Source organism: Kaistella haifensis DSM 19056 (assembly GCF_000735695.2).
Classification (GTDB): domain Bacteria; phylum Bacteroidota; class Bacteroidia; order Flavobacteriales; family Weeksellaceae; genus Kaistella; species Kaistella haifensis.
The window spans coordinates 25,253-42,537 of the sequence record NZ_JASZ02000015.1 but is presented as its reverse complement, the minus strand read 5'-3'; the positions used below and the strand labels follow the sequence as shown (position 1 = coordinate 42,537).

The 17,285-nt window shown below is 38.6% G+C and carries 12 protein-coding genes and 1 pseudogene; all 13 read right to left on the bottom strand.

Translation table 11 applies throughout. The features are described from left to right. Window positions 1–1,011, bottom strand: a complete 1,011-nt coding sequence (locus AP75_RS08165; RefSeq protein ID WP_088264218.1) for a DNA-methyltransferase — start codon at window positions 1,009–1,011, stop codon at window positions 1–3. 46 nt (window positions 1,012–1,057) lie between these two features. Further along, window positions 1,058–1,852, bottom strand: a complete 795-nt coding sequence (locus AP75_RS08160) for a nucleotidyl transferase AbiEii/AbiGii toxin family protein (RefSeq protein WP_031502558.1) — start codon at window positions 1,850–1,852, stop codon at window positions 1,058–1,060. Then, window positions 1,849–2,664 carry a type IV toxin-antitoxin system AbiEi family antitoxin domain-containing protein gene (locus AP75_RS08155; RefSeq protein WP_158212072.1) on the bottom strand — a complete coding sequence of 272 codons (816 nt, stop codon included), beginning with the start codon at window positions 2,662–2,664 and terminating at the stop codon, window positions 1,849–1,851. The genes AP75_RS08160 and AP75_RS08155 overlap by 4 nt, the downstream gene beginning before the upstream one ends. A 293-nt stretch (window positions 2,665–2,957) precedes the next feature. Continuing rightward, window positions 2,958–8,083 (bottom strand): annotated as a pseudogene (locus AP75_RS14880) (SNF2-related protein). Then, entirely contained in the window at window positions 8,076–8,432 is a 357-nt protein-coding gene (locus tag AP75_RS14845; RefSeq protein ID WP_317043840.1) for a hypothetical protein, read from the bottom strand. Before AP75_RS14845 ends, AP75_RS14880 begins: the two are co-directional and overlap by 8 nt. Before the next feature lie 93 nt (window positions 8,433–8,525). After that, a complete protein-coding gene (locus AP75_RS14840; RefSeq protein ID WP_317043839.1) occupies window positions 8,526–8,756 on the bottom strand; it encodes a hypothetical protein in 231 nt (76 codons plus the stop codon). Between the two features lie 73 nt (window positions 8,757–8,829). After that, complete coding sequence (locus tag AP75_RS08140; protein ID WP_088264214.1) at window positions 8,830–11,211, bottom strand: JAB domain-containing protein; 2,382 nt, start codon at window positions 11,209–11,211, stop codon at window positions 8,830–8,832. 24 nt (window positions 11,212–11,235) lie between these two features. Then, entirely contained in the window at window positions 11,236–11,943 is a 708-nt protein-coding gene (locus AP75_RS08135; protein WP_088264212.1) for a hypothetical protein, read from the bottom strand. Beyond that, a complete protein-coding gene (locus tag AP75_RS08130) occupies window positions 11,909–12,775 on the bottom strand; it encodes a M23 family metallopeptidase (RefSeq protein ID WP_088264210.1) in 867 nt (288 codons plus the stop codon). The genes AP75_RS08135 and AP75_RS08130 overlap by 35 nt, the downstream gene beginning before the upstream one ends. A 4-nt stretch (window positions 12,776–12,779) precedes the next feature. Further along, complete coding sequence (locus tag AP75_RS08125; RefSeq protein ID WP_088264208.1) at window positions 12,780–14,768, bottom strand: type IV secretion system DNA-binding domain-containing protein; 1,989 nt, start codon at window positions 14,766–14,768, stop codon at window positions 12,780–12,782. Then, the gene (locus AP75_RS08120) at window positions 14,768–15,193 is read right to left on the bottom strand and encodes a hypothetical protein (RefSeq protein ID WP_143755841.1); all 426 of its coding nucleotides are present in this window, start codon (window positions 15,191–15,193) and stop codon (window positions 14,768–14,770) included. Before AP75_RS08120 ends, AP75_RS08125 begins: the two co-directional genes overlap by 1 nt. Before the next feature lie 9 nt (window positions 15,194–15,202). After that, window positions 15,203–16,072: a conjugative transposon protein TraN gene (gene traN, locus AP75_RS08115; RefSeq protein ID WP_031503023.1), complete on the bottom strand. Its 870-nt coding sequence runs from the start codon at window positions 16,070–16,072 to the stop codon at window positions 15,203–15,205. Between the two features lie 10 nt (window positions 16,073–16,082). Continuing rightward, window positions 16,083–17,273, bottom strand: coding sequence for a conjugative transposon protein TraM (gene traM, locus AP75_RS08110; RefSeq protein WP_088264206.1), 1,191 nt, complete (start codon window positions 17,271–17,273; stop codon window positions 16,083–16,085). Window positions 17,274–17,285: the final 12 nt, after the last annotated feature.

Here is a 17,285-nt window from a genome sequence, read left to right as displayed (position 1 = left end):
TTACAGCGGTTTTAATGGAGATTTTAAATTCGGTTCATTAAATCTAACAATTGCTTGTTGAATATAATCTTCTTGGATCTCAAATGATACCCATGTACGGTCTAGTTTTTCAGCACAATATCCCGTTGTATTGCTTCCTGAAAAAGGATCTAGTACCAGATCATTTTCATCAGTTAAAAACTGCACAAAGAAGTTGATTAATCCCCCCGACATTCTCGCTGGATGAGGCGTAATTCCTTTTTCCCTGCAAGTTTTTAGAAAATAATCATTGGAATTAGTATTTGAAAAACTTAATACACTATGTGGTAATCTAACTTCCCGTTTTTCATCTATAACTTCCATCTCAAAAAAGTTGTGGGCGATACTTCCTCCGTTGTCTTTGAGAAATCCACCTTTGCTTATTTGATGTTCTGATGGTCGTTTTCCCGAATTATATGATTGTCGTTTTAGTAGCTGCTCCATACTCTTACTGTATGGACGTAATACTTTGCTATTATCTGCTTTGGGGAAATCATTTTTGGCAATCCACCAAACGTGTGTATAGCTGTCCACCGTCCTTAACCTATTTACAGTTACCCATTGTGCTGGTGAAGGTAGTTTCGAAGGATTATAACATATAAATTCTTGTATTAGTCTTAGATCAGCTTCAGGATGTTTTACCATTCCCAAAAGACATTCTAAATGTAGTAGGGATTGAACCGGTCTTTCTGATTCCCAAGCATTTCCGATTTCTATTACCAGCGAACCATCTTCAGCCAAAAGCTTAGAAAATATAGGAGCTAGTCTGGTAAACCATTCTTTATATTCCTCGCCTTTTTCATTCCCATACTGTTTTTTATTATTTAAGGGGAAAGGAGGTGAAGTTACAATCAGATTTACTTTCCCTTTTAACTCGGACAGGTCTTTATCATTTTGAAGTAATTCTATAGAATTACCCTGCACTAACATACCTTTTTTAGATTTGTATATCTGATATTCTTCTGTTTTGTTTTTATTCAAAGTTAATTTCATTGATATTATTAAGATTTTAGATTAATGTTTTGCCACAATACGTTAATCAGATTCTTTCTAAAAGACTTGTTTTTACATTTTCGTAAGCTTTATCATTATCATATTCTACATCTGGTTTCAAAATAGTATATATCTCCTCACGAAATTCTTTATCTTCCATTTTTAACTCCATATTCTTTAAAAACATTTTTTGAGATGGTGGGGTTCCATCAGAAAAGTTCATATACTTTTTATAACATTGAATCATCTGTTCGATATTCAAATTATCAAATTTTCTAAGTGCTAAATCCAAATCAAATAAATCTCTTCCTTTTTTTCTTTGATATAAAGCCCGTAATTTCGTTCCTAATAATTCTTCTAATATGTAAGTAGAGATTTCACATTTCCCAGAAAACCATCCATTTTTCATTTCGAAAGGCACAAAAATAACACCATATACATTGAAATGTTCTCTACAATTAATTTCAATCTTCAAACGCATATTAATTACAGGTGGAATTTCTGATTCAAAACGATATACAATGGTATTGTTATGTGCTTTCGGTTTTACCGTTCGTTTTGTTCCTAAAAATTTTAAAGCCTTTCCCAATCTCTCTAAAATAGGTTTAATAGGTCCTTCTTTAATTTGCACCAAATCAATATCTTCTGAATATCTTGTTGGAGGCTCCAAATACAATTTATGCAATGCTGTTCCCCCTCTGAACGCTAAATGTTCTTTCAGAAAAGGATCTGAAAATATTTCCACCAAAGCTCTTGATATTACTAAATCCTGCTCTACCTGACTATTTTCTGGCCAAGGTGCGATTTCCTTCCATTCTTCAATATATCTTCGTGGTATCATAAATCACTTTCTATCGTAACATTTTTAATAATTCTCCATTTATTGTTTATTTCCCCTTCTTTATTTCTTCCAGGAAACAAAGGGATATTTGCTCCTTTTTTGTTTTCAATTAATGGATATAGTGATTGTGCCAAATCTTCATCATTCAACTCATTTTCCAATAAAAAACCTAATCTTTGTATTGCTGCAAGCTGATTATATCTCTTAGCTGTTTTAAAAAGCTTTTTCGGTTTTAAAATCTCACGCAATTCTTCTATTATCGTAAGCACCCTATCTATCCCTATCCTCTCAATGTAGTATAGAAGATCCAGGGCTGTAAGTTCCGGGGAAGATACTTTTATGTAACCAGCATCAGTCTTTATATGATTGACGTCTTCGTTTTCCCATTCGTTTTTTACTAAAAAATTTATTTTTACTTTATTGTTTTTGATGCTCCTTAATGCAGGTTTTTTTGTGATTACAAATGTTTCCATTGTCTGCTGGTGGGAAGCTCCATAGATAGCAGCAGCAGAGGTAACACCAATATAATAATCCTTTTCCGCAGCTTTCATCATGTCATCAATAAAAAGGTTCGTTGGTATAATACCCTGATAGGAATATTCCGGTGGGAGGAGTGTATAAAACCCTTTTCGAACCTGAACAATTTTATTTTTAGATTTTAGTCTGTGCAAACTTTGTAATATTGCTTTATCACTATTATTGACAAAAATATCCTTAAGTTCCTCTAAAGTAAAAGCAAATCTTCCTCTAGATCTAACATCATCTAAATAAGCATCAATATAATTATATGTATTAGCAACTTCTTTACTCATACTTTGTTCGCCATCAACTACACAATGTGTAGCACATAGCAAATATAATATAATTATAAATAACAACAGCATATTACCCCCATTTCAGCATCAACTTTAAACAATATACAAACATAAAGTTAAGAGAATAGCAATTTTATTTATAGCATGCAAATAGGGAATGCTCAAGTGCCTGTGCAATATATTCAACCTCACAAAGATAAATATTGAGTAGGCAATAAAAACTTGTCGTCATAACACATATTAATCGTGTAATTAGTTAGTCGAATTTTACTAAAAAAAACTATAGGTTTTTATCTCTTTCTCCCAAAAACTCTTTGCTCATCTTTAATTTGATTATCATTTTCATATACTTTAGAAGCGCTGAATAACAAAGAGTTTTCAGTTCCCCTCTCCCCAACATAATCTACACCGTCATTAATCTTCACCTGCTTTTCCTTTTCCTCCCGATACTTCTCAACCAATCCTTCCCTGACCTTTGGCAACTCCTCCAACATTTTATCCAATTTCGCAATCTTTTCCTCAGTGGATTTAGTCTGTTGCTCAATTTCGGTTACATTAACTCCTTTATGGGATAAGGATTCTATCATTTCTGATACTAAAACTTTAGCATTATCAATGGATTTCTGATAGAATGGCAATTGACTTTTCCAATATTCTGCTTTTTCTCCATCTTCTTTTGAATAGCCCAAAATTCGGTTATAGTTATGCTGTGCTTTGGTTACTTCCTCCTGGACTTTGATGAAATCCTGATACTTCCTCAACACAAACGCGCTGTCCGCAAGGAATCTATTTTTCTCGCTTTCAATACGCTTTTTCATCAGTTCGATTTCGATATTTGCTCTGGTTTCAGGATTGGTGATAATGGCGGTTTTCAATTCCTGCGTGCTAATGTCAGAAACATCCAACACATCGGCTCCTTTCTTCATCGCCTCTAAATATCTCGTTTGTTTTGCCTGTAACTTCTGAAGTATAAAGACATCAATACTGTCATTGGTGAGCATAAAGTTGATACGGACATTTTCATTCTTGTTTCCCTGACGCCAAGCCCGACCTTCTACCTGCCGAAGCGAGGTGAAGTTATAGGGAAGCGAAAGCATATATATATCCGTCGTATTTTCCTGAAGGTTCATCCCTTCCTGAATGGCTTCACTGCCAATGACAACCATTATTTTTCCGGAATTAAATTCATCCTGAATCTTCAGTCGGTTCGGTTTGCTGGTTGCTCCGGTGATAACTCCGACTTCTTCTGGTTTGTATCCGACTTCCTGCACGAGATATTCCTTCATTTTGGGAAACTCCGAAACGGCTAGTTCAGAATAGATAATCTGTCCTGATTGTGGAATGTCTTTCTTATTTTGCTGTATCAAATCCATCGTCTGCTTCAACTTTGTTGATTCTTCGATAAATTGCTTAACTGATGGCTCCTCCCCCTCATAATATGGCGACAAAAAAGGTGAAATAGCAATTAATCTTGCGTTCAGAATATGCGTGAGAATGGCTCCCTTTTGTGTTTCGCTGAAATTTTCATTGAGCATTTCATACTGTTCCTTGGTTAAATCGTTCTGCTCGATCTTATATTCTTTGTTAATTTTCTTCGGCCGTTTCAGTTCGGGATTGTCTTCTTCGCCTTTGATATCGATAAATTCTGAAAGCAACTGCTGGAACAATGAATTGTTTTTAAACCTTCTGACATTCGCCTTGAATTTCACATCGCCTTTTGCATCAATTTCCATATCGTTATCCGCCTCCATAAAGGTTTCAAAGAAGGTGTTTACATTGAAATAGCCCGATTCCTCCAACCTTTTGTTGGCAATGAGCGATAAAATGGAATAATACTCTAAAGGTTTGTTTGTAAAAGGCGTTGCGGAAAGTAGCGTTACATTTCTGCCGTCGTTCTGCTCCTGAATGTATTGAGCCGCCATCCAGGTATTGATGCCCAATTTTGAAGTTTGCTGGTTTTGACTTCTAAAATCTGATGCAAATCTTCGGTCTTCAATTCTTACTTTACCGACAATATGGTTTGCGTTGTGGACTTCATCGTAAGTCAAATGGTCAAAGCCAAAGTCTTCCCAATCATAAATCTTACCCCGCTTCATTTTACCGACCAGTTCCTTTTCCTTCTCGATTTCTTTTTGAAAATCCCTTTCGCTGATACTGTTCACGCTGCGCATCTCATTTTCGGAGATGTAGGAGAATTTTGATGCTAAACGCTCCGTAATATTTTCAGAAAACCCGATATTGTTGAAACCTTCATAGGTCACGATGGTAATTTCTCCGTCCTTGTTGTCAAATTTTGAGAGGTCATAATCTCTTCCGAGATTTCCCAAGACATTGACTTTGCCTTCTGGAATGGTTTCGAAAATCGTTTCTACCCATTGTTTCAGAATACTTTCATTGGGAACGACAATAATTGGTCTTTTGGCATTTCCTCGTTCCATTGCTTCGTGCATCGACAATATTCCCGACAAGGTTTTACCGAACCCCACTTCGTGTGCCAATAATCCTACACCTTTCGTAGTCTGCCTTCCAATTCCCGCTTTCTGAACTTCGGTTAATTTGAGTTCCCTTCCCTTGAAGTTTAGATGGATTTTTGAAAAAAGCGGAAATTTGGAATAGTCCGGAACGTAGATGTTATTGTAGTTTCGGTTAAAATCCCGGACAAACCTTTCCCGCAATTCATCCGATAATTCTTCTCTCAAAAATTTTTGAAACAAATCATTGGCCGCCGCTTTTCGCCTTTCACGAACCAAGGCGTTTCTTTCCTTGTCGCTTCCAGTCACGGCTTCATTGTCCACAAAACCGCGGACTTCCCACGAAGAGGAACCCGCAAAGGCGTCACTCGACAAAGTTCCCACGAAATCTTTAAACTTTTCGGCAAGGTTATACGGCACAGAAACGGTTTCAGTCTGTCTGCTATTGGGATTCCATCGGTCTTTTTCTACAGTTCCTAAATCAAACTGGTGGACAAACTCGTGATTGGGACTGATGGAAATTTCATCCAATGATTTTGGTTTGGGAAGGACACTCAGAAGTAAATTCTTTTGCTTTTCATACTGGTTTTCTGTTCCACCAACGGCATATTTATCCCTGAAGTCTACTTCAAGTTGTTCCAATTTTGCATAGATATTTCCTTCGGCGTAATAAAAATCGTGAACCCATTTTCCATCCAATAATTGGCAAACTGATAGTGTTTTCCATAGTTATTCAGCGTTCCGTCGTATTCGGTTTCCCGGAAGGCTTCGACCTGCTCTTTAGTAATTGCCGAACTGTTTTGAAGCGAGGCATCCACTACCTTATCCGGTTTTAAAAACTGATATTTCAGAATTCCTTTTTTGAGTTCCGGTTTGATCTGGATATGATATTCCCTGTCTTTTTCTTTTTGTGACTGAATAATCTTGTCCGCCTTTTGAGTCAAGTCATCAATCCGTTTTTGAGCAAAATCTTGAGGATTAGTAGAGAGTTCGGACTGTAGTTGGGTGTATTTTGCAATCTCTTTTTCAACTGCCGGAGATTTGAATTTTACTGAATTAAGTGCAATAAGAACCTGTTCAACTTTTCCATTGAGTTCAGAAAAATCAATTTTTTTTTTGGTTTTTAAATCTTCTTCAGAATTATTCCTGAGTTTCTCGGTTTTAACTGATTTTTTAACCTTTTTCTCTTCCTCAACCTCCAAAAACAAATCCTCAAAAAGATTTCCGATTCTTTCGGTTTCTTTTCTGTTTTTAAGATTTTCAATTCTGATTAAGGCGTCCTCTAAATTCCCGTGGACATAGTTTTCCAATCGTCCGAAACGGTTGGTTTTTTCTTTGATTTCGCCTAAAATTCTTTCGGGATGGTTTTCAAAATAATTGGAAATTTTATTGTATATTTTTTGATTGTTTTTTCTGAGAATGATAATATCCGTCCCGACCTGCGTTCCTGCAAAAACACCAACCGGTAAACGAAATCCCTCGATGATTTCGCCGTTTTTCAGATGGTTTTGTCGGTTTAGCCATCCGGACGGAAGCACCATTGCTAAAATGCCATTGGGTTTCAGGGAATCCAAAGACCTCTTTAAGAAGTAATCCTCATACTTGGAAATTTTGGCTTCTTCGCCTAAACCTTTATACAGACCACGATGGTCGCCATAAGGCGGATTGCCAACGACCAAGTCGTATTGGTCGGAAAAGACTTTCTTATTGCCTCTTTCATCAATAAATTCGGTTTCAAAAGAGCGGAGATTAAAGTCGGCTTCCGGATGAAGGATTTTTGCAATTTTTGCCGTAGTTTCATTGATTTCAAAAGCAGTTATATTGGTCTTAATTCCCAAATCTTTTGCTGCATTCAAAAAATTACCAGTTCCTACACTCGGCTCTAAAACAGAGATTTTCGAACGGTTTTTGAAATGATCTTTAATTAAATTGCGGACGGCGTTTACAATCGTGTAATCGGTATAGTATTCATCTAGTATTCCCCTGCCTTCTTTGGCGGTACCGCCGCTTTTGAACTGATGACAGATTTCTTTCAGGTCATCGGAAATGTTTACGTTATCCTTTAAAAGAATCTTCTTTTCATCGGAAACAAAACAAGTTGCAGAAACCACTTCCGCAACCTGTTCATTAGTCAGTTTCTGACCTTTGTATTTTGAAATAAGAGAATTTAATTCTTCATTATTTTTATTGGATTCGTTTAATTTTTCTCCTGTTGGATTTTCTGAAGTTCCTGCGGATACGATTCCGTCCACGAAATTTCTTGCTCTCTCATTTTTTGGAGCATTTTGCGGTTGTGTTCCGTTAACATATCCTCCTTGTTTTCCGTTTCCCAAATCGCTCCGCTCTGTGCCTGCAAATCCATTTCGAGCATCGTCGCTGCCCACATTTTGTCTTCCTGTGTGATTTCCGTTTTGCTGGGATTCGCCGTTCTGGAAAGGTTTTCTAATATTTCGTCCAGGAGATTGGGTTCCCAGGTGCTGAGAGTTGGAAAATCCGTTGGATTTAATAACGAGGTTTTCATCTTCAGAGTTTTTTTGTTCTGCTAATGTAATATTTTTATTCTCAAAGTTGAGTTTGTTCCGTAAATATTCCTCTAAATTTTGATGTCCATTTTCTGAGATGCCGTAAAGCAGTCGGACATCCTTGATATTTTTCCCTTGTAGTTCGGATATTATTTTCTGAGTGGATAAATTTGATTTCTGATCTGCTGGAAGACAAAGGAATATTTTGCCGTCATAATTATGAAACTGGCTGATTAATTTGGGGGTGTTTTCATCCGAACGCAGCGTTATCAAAGTTCTGTGATTGCTTTGGTTGTTCAGTTTTAGAAGTTCCAAAAAGGAGGTTCTGTCTTTATCGTTTTTAAAGATAATAACTTCATTCCGGGTTCCTTCGATGATGGAAATATCCTCAACAAAACTGTTTACTGCCAATGGTTCACTCACTTTTTCTGCTGTTTACAAAATGGTTAAAGTCAAAAATTTCTTTCGCTGCGTCATCCCAATTTTTTCGGGGCAAAAGTTGAAGACTTACGAAAATGTCGGTCTTCTTATTGTAGGAATCGATGCGCTCCAACCGTCCTCCATAATCCTTTTCAGCATGCCGGTAGATGGAATGCGACAAAATGGTGTCCGTGGGATAGATGTAGAACCTTGTGTAATTCCACGGAGAATTAATCTCGAAACGTTTGTATTTTTTGTTGAACAAAACCGTGTCGGATAGTTTTCTGCGGTTTCGGTAGTTCAGAATCTGTTCCTTTGAAAAAATGGCTCCTTCCTTCTTGTTCCAAACCAATTGCGGTTTCTGAGTTTTAGCAACTTCTGAAAGGATAATGCTTCCGTTATCATTTTCAATCGGATAGCACAGTGAGTCCTGTATAAAGTAGGTCTACGTGTTGATTTCAGGAAAGGAATGGTCGGGAACGAATTCTATGATTTGGTTTCCCGAATAATTGAGTTTCGACAAATGGAAACTCTGCTTTTGCTCCAATCCTTTGGAGGCATCAAAATAAACATTGGAAATCAGGTCGATTCCTCCTTTTTCGGATTTGATTTCTTTGCGGCACGAGTAAAGAAAAATTGCCAAAAGGCATAAAATAAAAAGTGTTTTTAATTTCATCTCTGTAGTTTTTAAAAAGCGGCAAATCAATTGCTGACCTGCCGCCTTTGGATAATATTGGTCAGGTATTATTTTATCGTTTAATGCTCTGCTCCCTTACATTGGCTTTCTCATTTTTTTCTTCATTTTCCATGCCCTGCAAAGGTTTGTTGGTGTTCATCCTGTTCATTTCGCTGTCGTAGAGGTTCAGGTTTTTATATTGGGGATTCAGAACCGCTTTGCCTTCCACTACTTTGTCGTCTAACTCAAATTTCACTTTCACCACATTTCCTTTTTCCAAGGATTTAATAGTGTTTTCTTTATATTCCGGCTTGTCAAAAATGAGGTTGGATTTTTCAACGATTTTTTCCGTGTCCACGCCATAGTTTTGGTAGAAATTCTGAAACATATAGTTTCCCTTGTCGGTTTTTGGTTCCTCGAAGTTGAACTGGACAAACGCCGTTTCAGATTGGTCGCTTTTCGGGTTGTGAAACTCGATTTTTACGCTCCTGCCTTCCAATAGGTTGACGGCTTCCTTTGCGGTAAAGGTATTTTCCCGATTGACCGGAAAATTGTGAGAAATCTCCTCTCCTTTTTCGTTGGTAAGTCGGGCGTGGTACGAGTTGAGAAAAACGCCTCCACTTTCCGTTTTATTGAATTTCAGGTTAAAGTCCACCTTATTTCCCGGAAGGGCTTTGTCGGAGGATGTCTTGATTTCAAATTCCTGATTTTTTGATTTGATGCCTTTCTCCAAATCTTTGTGAAGCTTTTCACTTTCGCCGAAACCGAGGTACTTTAACTGGTTTTTAAAATAATCTACCTGGTTGAATTCTTTGGTTGTTTCCATAATGTTGGGGTTTTGGTTGTTAATAAAATGTTGTTTGTTAAATATGTTTTTTTCCTGCTTAGTCGTTAGATCGAAAATCATTTTAATAGATTGAATGATGTCTTCGGTCTGCTCTTTCGGCTCATAACTCAGCAACTGACCACTGATGAAAAGCAGTACCGTATCCTGTGATTGCCGATACAGTTGAATCTTTGCCGAAATTTCTTTGTAATTTTCAAAATCATCGTCTGTTAATGAGATTTTAAATTCGTGCTTGGTCTTGCCTTCTGCGTCATCTATAAAAATCTTGGCATAATCAAAATTTTCCGGATTGGTCAAAGGGTTTTTATTTTCCGAAATACTGCGATACGGTATGTTTTCGGGTTCAAATAACATTGGTTCAGCATTCAAATTATTTTTGCCGAATTTGTTTAATAGATGATCAGAAACCTTGATGTCCACTTCCTGCGCTGCCGAATAGTAGTTGTTGCTTTTCAGTCTGATCGCATCCAAGGCAGTAAATCCCGATAAAGCCAATTTATCACGGTAGGAACGGAACATTTCATCAGTGACGTTATTTCCATAAAGAATAGTGGCTGTTCCTGCGTGAATGGTCAATAATTCCGTGAGTTTTTCCAACTGGTGGTGTTGCGGAAGAACAAATTTTCCTACAATCTCGTTGGCGTTGTTCAAAATGAGGGCTTCGGTTCTGTCCGAAAGTCCAAATTTCTGGGAGGAAAGATAGGCGGCAATGTCTTCGGGACCGTTGATGCGTTTCGGTTGGTAATTCTCTGCAAAAACCTGCTTGCTGAAACTGTAAACATTAACTGGAAACTGATTTTGAAACTGATTTTGAAACTGGTTTTGGTTCTTCAGTTCGTGAACAACATCGGTAATACTTTCAGCGGTGAACGTGAGGTATTTTCCGGAACGCAGATTCAGGATAATGCCGTCCTCCACTTTGATTCCGGTATCGTCAAAAATTTTGTTCAGACGGTCGAGCATCAAACGGTCTTCACGGCTTGAAACCAATCTTCCACTCGGGTGATTGTGAACCAAAGTGATGCTTTCGGGATTGAGTTTAAAGACATTTCCCGCCAAAAGTCGCAAATCCACTACCGTTGCAGTAATTCCTCCTGAAGATAGATGCTGAACGAGATAACTATCGTCCTTAAAACGGTATAGTGCAAAAGTATGTTCCACGGCTTCGTCCTCCAACGAACGAAAAAGCCAAGCGACATCCGAAACTTCAGAAATTTTTGTTCCTGCCGTAAACGAAAGGGTTCTGTTTTCAGCAAACTGCCTTTCAACTAACGCAAAATCGGTGGGATCTCGGTGTGAATCGTTTTCCCGTAGGAGATGGGATTCCCCACCAAGATGATTTCCGGCTGAGAATAATTTGTAGGGTAATATTTCGCCTTCCGACGTTTTGAGATAGCGTGTTGTCTCATCCTCCTCAAAGCCATAATTCGTGTTCTTTCCATTGGATTGGTTTTTAATGTCCATGTTACTAATTTTTCCGTCTGTTTCCCTGATGTTCTTCTTGAAAGGAACATCATCTACGGCATCTTCTAATGAAAATCCCGAACGTGTTGCGTCCATCTCCTCTTCATATCTTGACGAAAAATTTTTCGGATTAGTATTTTCCATTTTTGTGTTTTTTTGAATTGAATATTATCGTCTGAATCCTCGTGGTTTCTCGCGTTCGTGGGATTCCTCTTCCTGCTCTTCCCGATTTCTATTGGCATCCTCATACAGGTCTTTGTCGTTGACATTGAGTTGAACCTCCGAATTCTGTCCTTTTGAGATTTGCTTCTCGTCCGGACTGATGCTGTTTACGGTATTAATTTCCCTTGAGACGATGTTGATGTCTTTCTCAATCTCTTTGGCGATTTCGGGATATTGGTCGATTTTGTCTATCAGAAAATTTTTCAGTTTTTGGAGTTCTACTTTGTAGCGGTTGATTTCCACAACGTCCTTTTTATCGACGATAATGGCGGTCAGTTCCGTGGCGTTTCTGATCAGGTCAAATTCTGCCACGATGTTGTTTTCCCTGTCGTAGATGAAAGCCTTTTTCTCAAGGGAAAGTTTCGATTCCCTGGACTCTGAAAGATTTTTAATATTGGAATACTCAATTCTTTCCTTGCTGTTTTCAATGATTTCAGAGATGCTTTTGTCCCGTTCCAAAAAGATGACTTTGAGTTTAGTGTTGTTCTCCGTCAGTTGGAAGGTTGCCCGGTTTTTCCCGTTGTCGGCGACCATGGTGTAGCCCTGAAGAAATTTTTGGATGTCGTCTGCTTTCAGGTTTTTGGAAAACGATAAGTCTTCGTTGATGATTCCGAATTTTTTAAGGTCTTCGGTCGGTAAATGTTCTGTTTGCATAGTATGTGGCGATTAATTGGTTTGCGTTGATTAGGTCGTTGAGGAAGTGGGCAGGATTGATGCTTCTGCTATATTCCTTTACTGCGAAATGCAGGTGCGGTCCGGTAGAATTTCCGGTATTTCCGCTTTTTCCGATGATGAAGCCTGCCCTTACTTTTTCTCCCGTCCTGTAATACATTTGCGACAGGTGCAGATAGGCGGTTTCAAATCGGTCAAAATGTTTCATTTTGATGTAGTTTCCACCGCCTTTGGAATCCCAACCCGATTCGATGACGATTCCGTCAAGGACGGCGTAAACATCTTCGTGGTCGGCTTTCAAATCAATGCCGTTGTGCATTTTGCGCATTCCAAAAATGGGATGGATTCTTGAACCATAACCCGAAGTGATAGACAAATTATTCTTCAGGGGCATCACGATTTTGGAGATGGATGGAAACCATTCATTTTCATCAGAAATAGAATTTGGTTGCTCTAATTGGGTATTGTTTTTACTATTATTATCACTCTTTAAAATCAGTTGCTTTAGGGAATCTTGCAGATTTTCATACTGCATTTTTCTCAATTTTCCTGCAGCGTTATACTGCTTTATCAATGATTTCAGGGAGTCCAGTTCAGTCCTTATATCCGTTTTTGAAGTAAAGTTGAATACTTCCTTCCAAGATTTTTTTGGCGGATTTTTGGTTGGCTTTACCTGATTTTGAGTATTCTCTGAAACATTGATATTTTCCGATTTCTTTGGTAAGGTCGGAGTCAGCGTATTGAACTGGGCCGAAAGAAAATTTCCTGTCAGAATAAGGATGGGTAAAAGGATTTTAATTATTTTCTGTTGCATTCTTTTATTCTTTTGAAAGTTCGTTTACTATGAGCTCCACCTCTTTGTTGATTTTTCTGAAATTGGTCATCAGGACTTCGTCTTTCCGGTCTTTTCCTGTTTTGTCCGCAAAGGAGTAATAAACGGGCATTTTCACATAGTTCTGTTCCTCGTGCTTGATGGCTTTTAAATCCAGGTTGATTTTTCCGTTCATAGCGGAAGTTTTGTATTCTTCGGTGTCGTTTTCTTCGCCCTGGGCAATCATTCCGACCATTTCTCCGGTTTTAAGCGCGGCTATCTTTCCAGCAGGAATCATATTGTCCATCTTCTCGTTAATGCTCGTCGTAGTTCCCTGCTGCGATATGGATTGTGAGTAGGATTTCTGTTTGATTTTGCCAAACAGTTTTTCGAGCCAGTCCAAAGTGTTTTTATCTCTTGCGGAACCCGACAGAATATTCCCGACAATGGCGGAAATGGTATCGGCGACCTCTTTTTTGTAGAATTGTCGGAGTTGCGGAATTTCCTGCAGTCCGAGCAAAACCGCAACCCGGTTACTTCTTGCCGTTGCCACCACATTGTCGATTTTATGGATGTAAATCGTTGGAAATTCATCTGCTATAATTCCTCCCGGTAAATTGTGTTTGGAGTTGATCAATCGCAAAGTCCTGTTCAGAACCGAGGAATAAAGTGCGGAATTAATATCCTGTGTTCCCGGATCTGAGGCCAGAATCAGGATGGATGGATTTTCTTTGTCGGTAATCTTCAGTTCGACTTCGTCACCCGAAAACACCCAAAAACTTTCCTTGGTCGCCAATCGGGACATAAAAATTTTCAAGGTTCCAATCTGTCCTTCCAACTGGTCAAAAGCCTTGTTGTCATAAGCGGTCTTGAACGGCGACAGCAGCGATAAAATTTCCTCATTGGTGAACAGCGCATCAAAAATCTCTTTGTAACTGCGGTTCATAAAGGAAAGGATATGCGGTAAATCAGAATATTTTCCGTTCTCGAGTCTGGCAAAAAAGTAGATGCACGACGAAAGGAAATTGATTGCCGACTGCGTGAAAAACGCGTCGGAACCGCCTCCCGAACTTGAGCCGCCTTTTTGAAGCGAGGACACCATCGATTCTGCCATTTCCTGCGCTTCCGCCAAAGTCTGGATGTATTCTTTTCTAAAGGGGTTCACTCTTTTGGATTTTTCCACGTCGTTCAAATTGATGACGTGGAACTGATGCTGGTAGCCCTTATTCTTACTTTTTTTGAGCAAATAATGGTAATAGGCGATCTGCGCCAAATCGGGAAATTTGAAATCATAAATACACAGGCAGAATCCTTTACCAATCATCTGACGAATCGCGGGATTGATGACCCCGAAAGATTTTCCAGAACCGGGCGTTCCAATCACCATCGTTCCTCGAAACGGATTGATATTCATCCAACCTTTTTTGATGGTTTTCTGAAACCTGAACAGGTACGGAATATTGATACTGGTATCGGTTTCAACGAGTTGCTGGTTTTGGTCGAAACTTTCCTCTTCCACATTCCATCGGTCTTTGCCCATCTTCTGCTGCATCAGTTTGGAGATAGAATCCGCTCCCATTTGAAGAATCACCGCTCCCAAAAATGACATCACCGCATACATCATTTGATACAGATTCAATCCCGGAAGTATCTTTGGAATTGTTGTATTTCCTGCCTCATTCTGCCATATCAGCGACGAGAAAATCAACAGCAATCCCAACATCATCGGAATGACAATTTCGGTCGCAATCTTTAAATCCCGCTTTTTCTTCGCTTTCGTTCCAATGGCTACCAAACCAATCAAAATAAGCGTGGCAAATTTTGCATGGATCGGCGGATAAAAGAAACTCATCTTTGAAAAATTCTTCAACAGATTGGAGACCACTGGAATATCGGCATTCAGATAGAACAACGATGCACAGTCCAATGCAACCACGGCATAGACCGCCTTCTGAAGGAATCCATAAATCTTTATCTGGTGCTGTTGTTCCTGCATTAGGTATAGTTTTGAAAATATTGATTGAGTAAGTGGTGTTCGCGGAGAAGGCTGCTATGTAACTTCTTCTGTTCTTCAAACAACTGCTCATGCTGTTTCTGCATTTTCACAAGATTTTCATCAATTTGATTCATATCACTAATTATTTCTTCTGCTTTTGTCTCAATATTCTTCACTAAATCAAGCCTGGTTAATTCTTCACAGATTTTTTTTGAAGATTGACTCTCTTTTCTCTGTTCCTCATAAGCTTGATTAAGTTTTTGATTAAGTTTTTGCAGCACATTATTTTTTTGCTGGCAGTTAACTAACTGTTCTGATTTCTCGGTGTTCTGTTGAACCATTGAAATAAAGATTAAAACGTAGCATCCCCATAGCAAGTACAGAAATCCATTAACCAGCTGTTCGAGCGTAATAGTAAATTCCATAGTCATATTCTAAAATGTATCTGCCTTTAAAATATCCGAATAGTTCACCTTCATTTCAATGGTTCTTCCAGAGAATTGCTCTTCGATTAGCCGGATCATCATTACTTTACTATTCGGATAAGTGAACTTTTTGAAGACATAAATGTTCCGGTAATTTCTCCTGAAACTCTTTTGACCGTTTAACCGAAAAATCGGCGTCAGTTCAATACTCTGGTTGTTCGTTGCTTTGTAAATCTTTTTATCCTCAATCGAAAACTTTAAATCTTCAATGTCGTAACTCAGGTTGGTGCGGTTCTCAAAAGTCAAATCGAGAAAGATATAATCGCTCATCACGTAAACGTTGTTGAGCTGCATCGAGAGTTTCATATTTTTCTGTTCACGAATGGGCTTTTCATCGGTTTTTTTCTGAATAATTTGCATTGCAAACTTTGCCAGTTCCAAATTTGAAAAAGTCATTTTGTTAAACTCAATCGGCTGCATCGCTTCGGGCTGGATATGGATATTGGTGGCGATATTCCTGTTTTCAGAATTCCTGTAAACGGCCTTATATTGTGCGATAAAGGATTGTCCGACTACCGTGATGATTCCGACAGTGCTACCGTTGGAGAATGAAGTTGGTGTTTTTGTTTTCTCTTTTGTATCGACTGGAATATTGTCAGTGATTTTAATTCTCGCAATGTTGGTGGTCGGTAAATCTCCAGTCAGTGTTTGTGTCGATAAATCCACATATTGAATCGGCTCCGGTGAAATAATGTGCAGGTTTACATCTTTGGTAATTTCAAGTTCGGGCAATTCCAACAGGATTTGTTCTTTGGTTGCCGTCTGTGCCATCAAAATATTGGCGATTAATGCGAATAGTAGTACGAATGTATTTTTCATCTTTTGGCTTTTATGGGTTTTTTGAATTTTTAAGTTGTTTTTCGTCAATCAGAAAGACATAGGAATTGTATTTCAGTTTGGCTTTATTGGTCTTAATCAGATTGGCAATGGATTTAGAGGTGGAGGTAAACAGTTTGCTTCCGATGCTCGTGAAGAATCCTGAACCGCCCATATCCATTTGCGTTCCCTGAACGGAATTACTTCCCATTTCACGAATCATATCACGGAAAACACTTTGCGGAACATACAGCCCCTTCATTCCGTCCAAATCGTAAATGGAGAGATGGACCGGCAGAATTTCACCTTTGGTGAATACCGAGACAATGGTTAAGTCCACCCGCTGCATAGTAAATCCTGAAATCTGACCGTAAAGGATGGAACCTTTTTCAATCTTTCTTTGTCCTACGAAAATGTCCTCCAAAAGCCGGAATCGGATTCTGCTTCCGAGAAAACCTTTGTTGTCCTCGTCGATTACGGCTTTAATGAAACTATTTTCCTTTTCCTTGTAAAAGGCATTGAAACCGCTGTTGATTCCCGATTTACTGACATTGAACGTAGAGTTGAGAAACTCGTCCATTTTTTCCTTGTTGGCTTTCAGTTTCTGTTCTGCCAGTAAATTACTCTGATATTCGGGATCTCTTGATTTTTCCAATGAATCCATCACCAGCATCTGTTCTTTCAGATATTTTACCGGGTCGGGCTGAACATTTTGTGTTTTTTCCTTAGGACTTTCTGAAGCATATTCGTTTTCAGGTTTTCCGTAGGATTTGTCGTTCAGCATCCTGATGATGTCTGCAGATCGATTGTAATCCTTGTCCTCATTTTTGGGATTGTAATAAGACGACGTTTTACCTTTTACCGTATTATGATTCTGTCTTGATGACACCGCCTTTAAGGAATCTATCTTTCGTTTCTGGTCAAGCGAGAGTTGGTCTTCATAACTCAACAGACTGTCCTGCTCCTTGTCCAATCCTTCCAGCATCGTCCGGTTGTCATCCTTTTTAAAAAATGCATCGTAAGCATCATTTTTGGTCAGAATGGAGTCCTGTGTTTCACCAAATGATGTCGAAAGTTCTTTAGGCTGATCCTTTTGGGTGTCTTCCTTTGTGAACTGCGCTCCCACATAGATGAAAAACAGCAGAAACGGAAGGGCCAACAGCGGCAGCACATATTTCTTGTCTTTAAAGTTTATTTTTTTCATTGAGTTGATATT

Bases quoted from the DNA above. Each gene is read 5' to 3' on its own strand.
- traN (WP_031503023.1), bottom strand. From the start codon at position 16,072: ATGAAAAATACATTCGTACTACTATTCGCATTAATCGCCAATATTTTG.
- AP75_RS08160 (WP_031502558.1), bottom strand. From the start codon at position 1,852: ATGATACCACGAAGATATATTGAAGAATGGAAGGAAATCGCACCTTGG.
- AP75_RS08165 (WP_088264218.1), bottom strand. From the start codon at position 1,011: ATGAAATTAACTTTGAATAAAAACAAAACAGAAGAATATCAGATATAC.
- AP75_RS14840 (WP_317043839.1), bottom strand. From the start codon at position 8,756: ATGAAATTAAAAACACTTTTTATTTTATGCCTTTTGGCAATTTTTCTT.
- AP75_RS08140 (WP_088264214.1), bottom strand. From the start codon at position 11,211: ATGGAAAATACTAATCCGAAAAATTTTTCGTCAAGATATGAAGAGGAG.
- AP75_RS08135 (WP_088264212.1), bottom strand. From the start codon at position 11,943: ATGCAAACAGAACATTTACCGACCGAAGACCTTAAAAAATTCGGAATC.
- AP75_RS08130 (WP_088264210.1), bottom strand. From the start codon at position 12,775: ATGCAACAGAAAATAATTAAAATCCTTTTACCCATCCTTATTCTGACA.
- AP75_RS08125 (WP_088264208.1), bottom strand. From the start codon at position 14,768: ATGCAGGAACAACAGCACCAGATAAAGATTTATGGATTCCTTCAGAAG.
- AP75_RS08155 (WP_158212072.1), bottom strand. From the start codon at position 2,664: ATGAGTAAAGAAGTTGCTAATACATATAATTATATTGATGCTTATTTA.
- traM (WP_088264206.1), bottom strand. From the start codon at position 17,273: ATGAAAAAAATAAACTTTAAAGACAAGAAATATGTGCTGCCGCTGTTG.
- AP75_RS08120 (WP_143755841.1), bottom strand. From the start codon at position 15,193: ATGGAATTTACTATTACGCTCGAACAGCTGGTTAATGGATTTCTGTAC.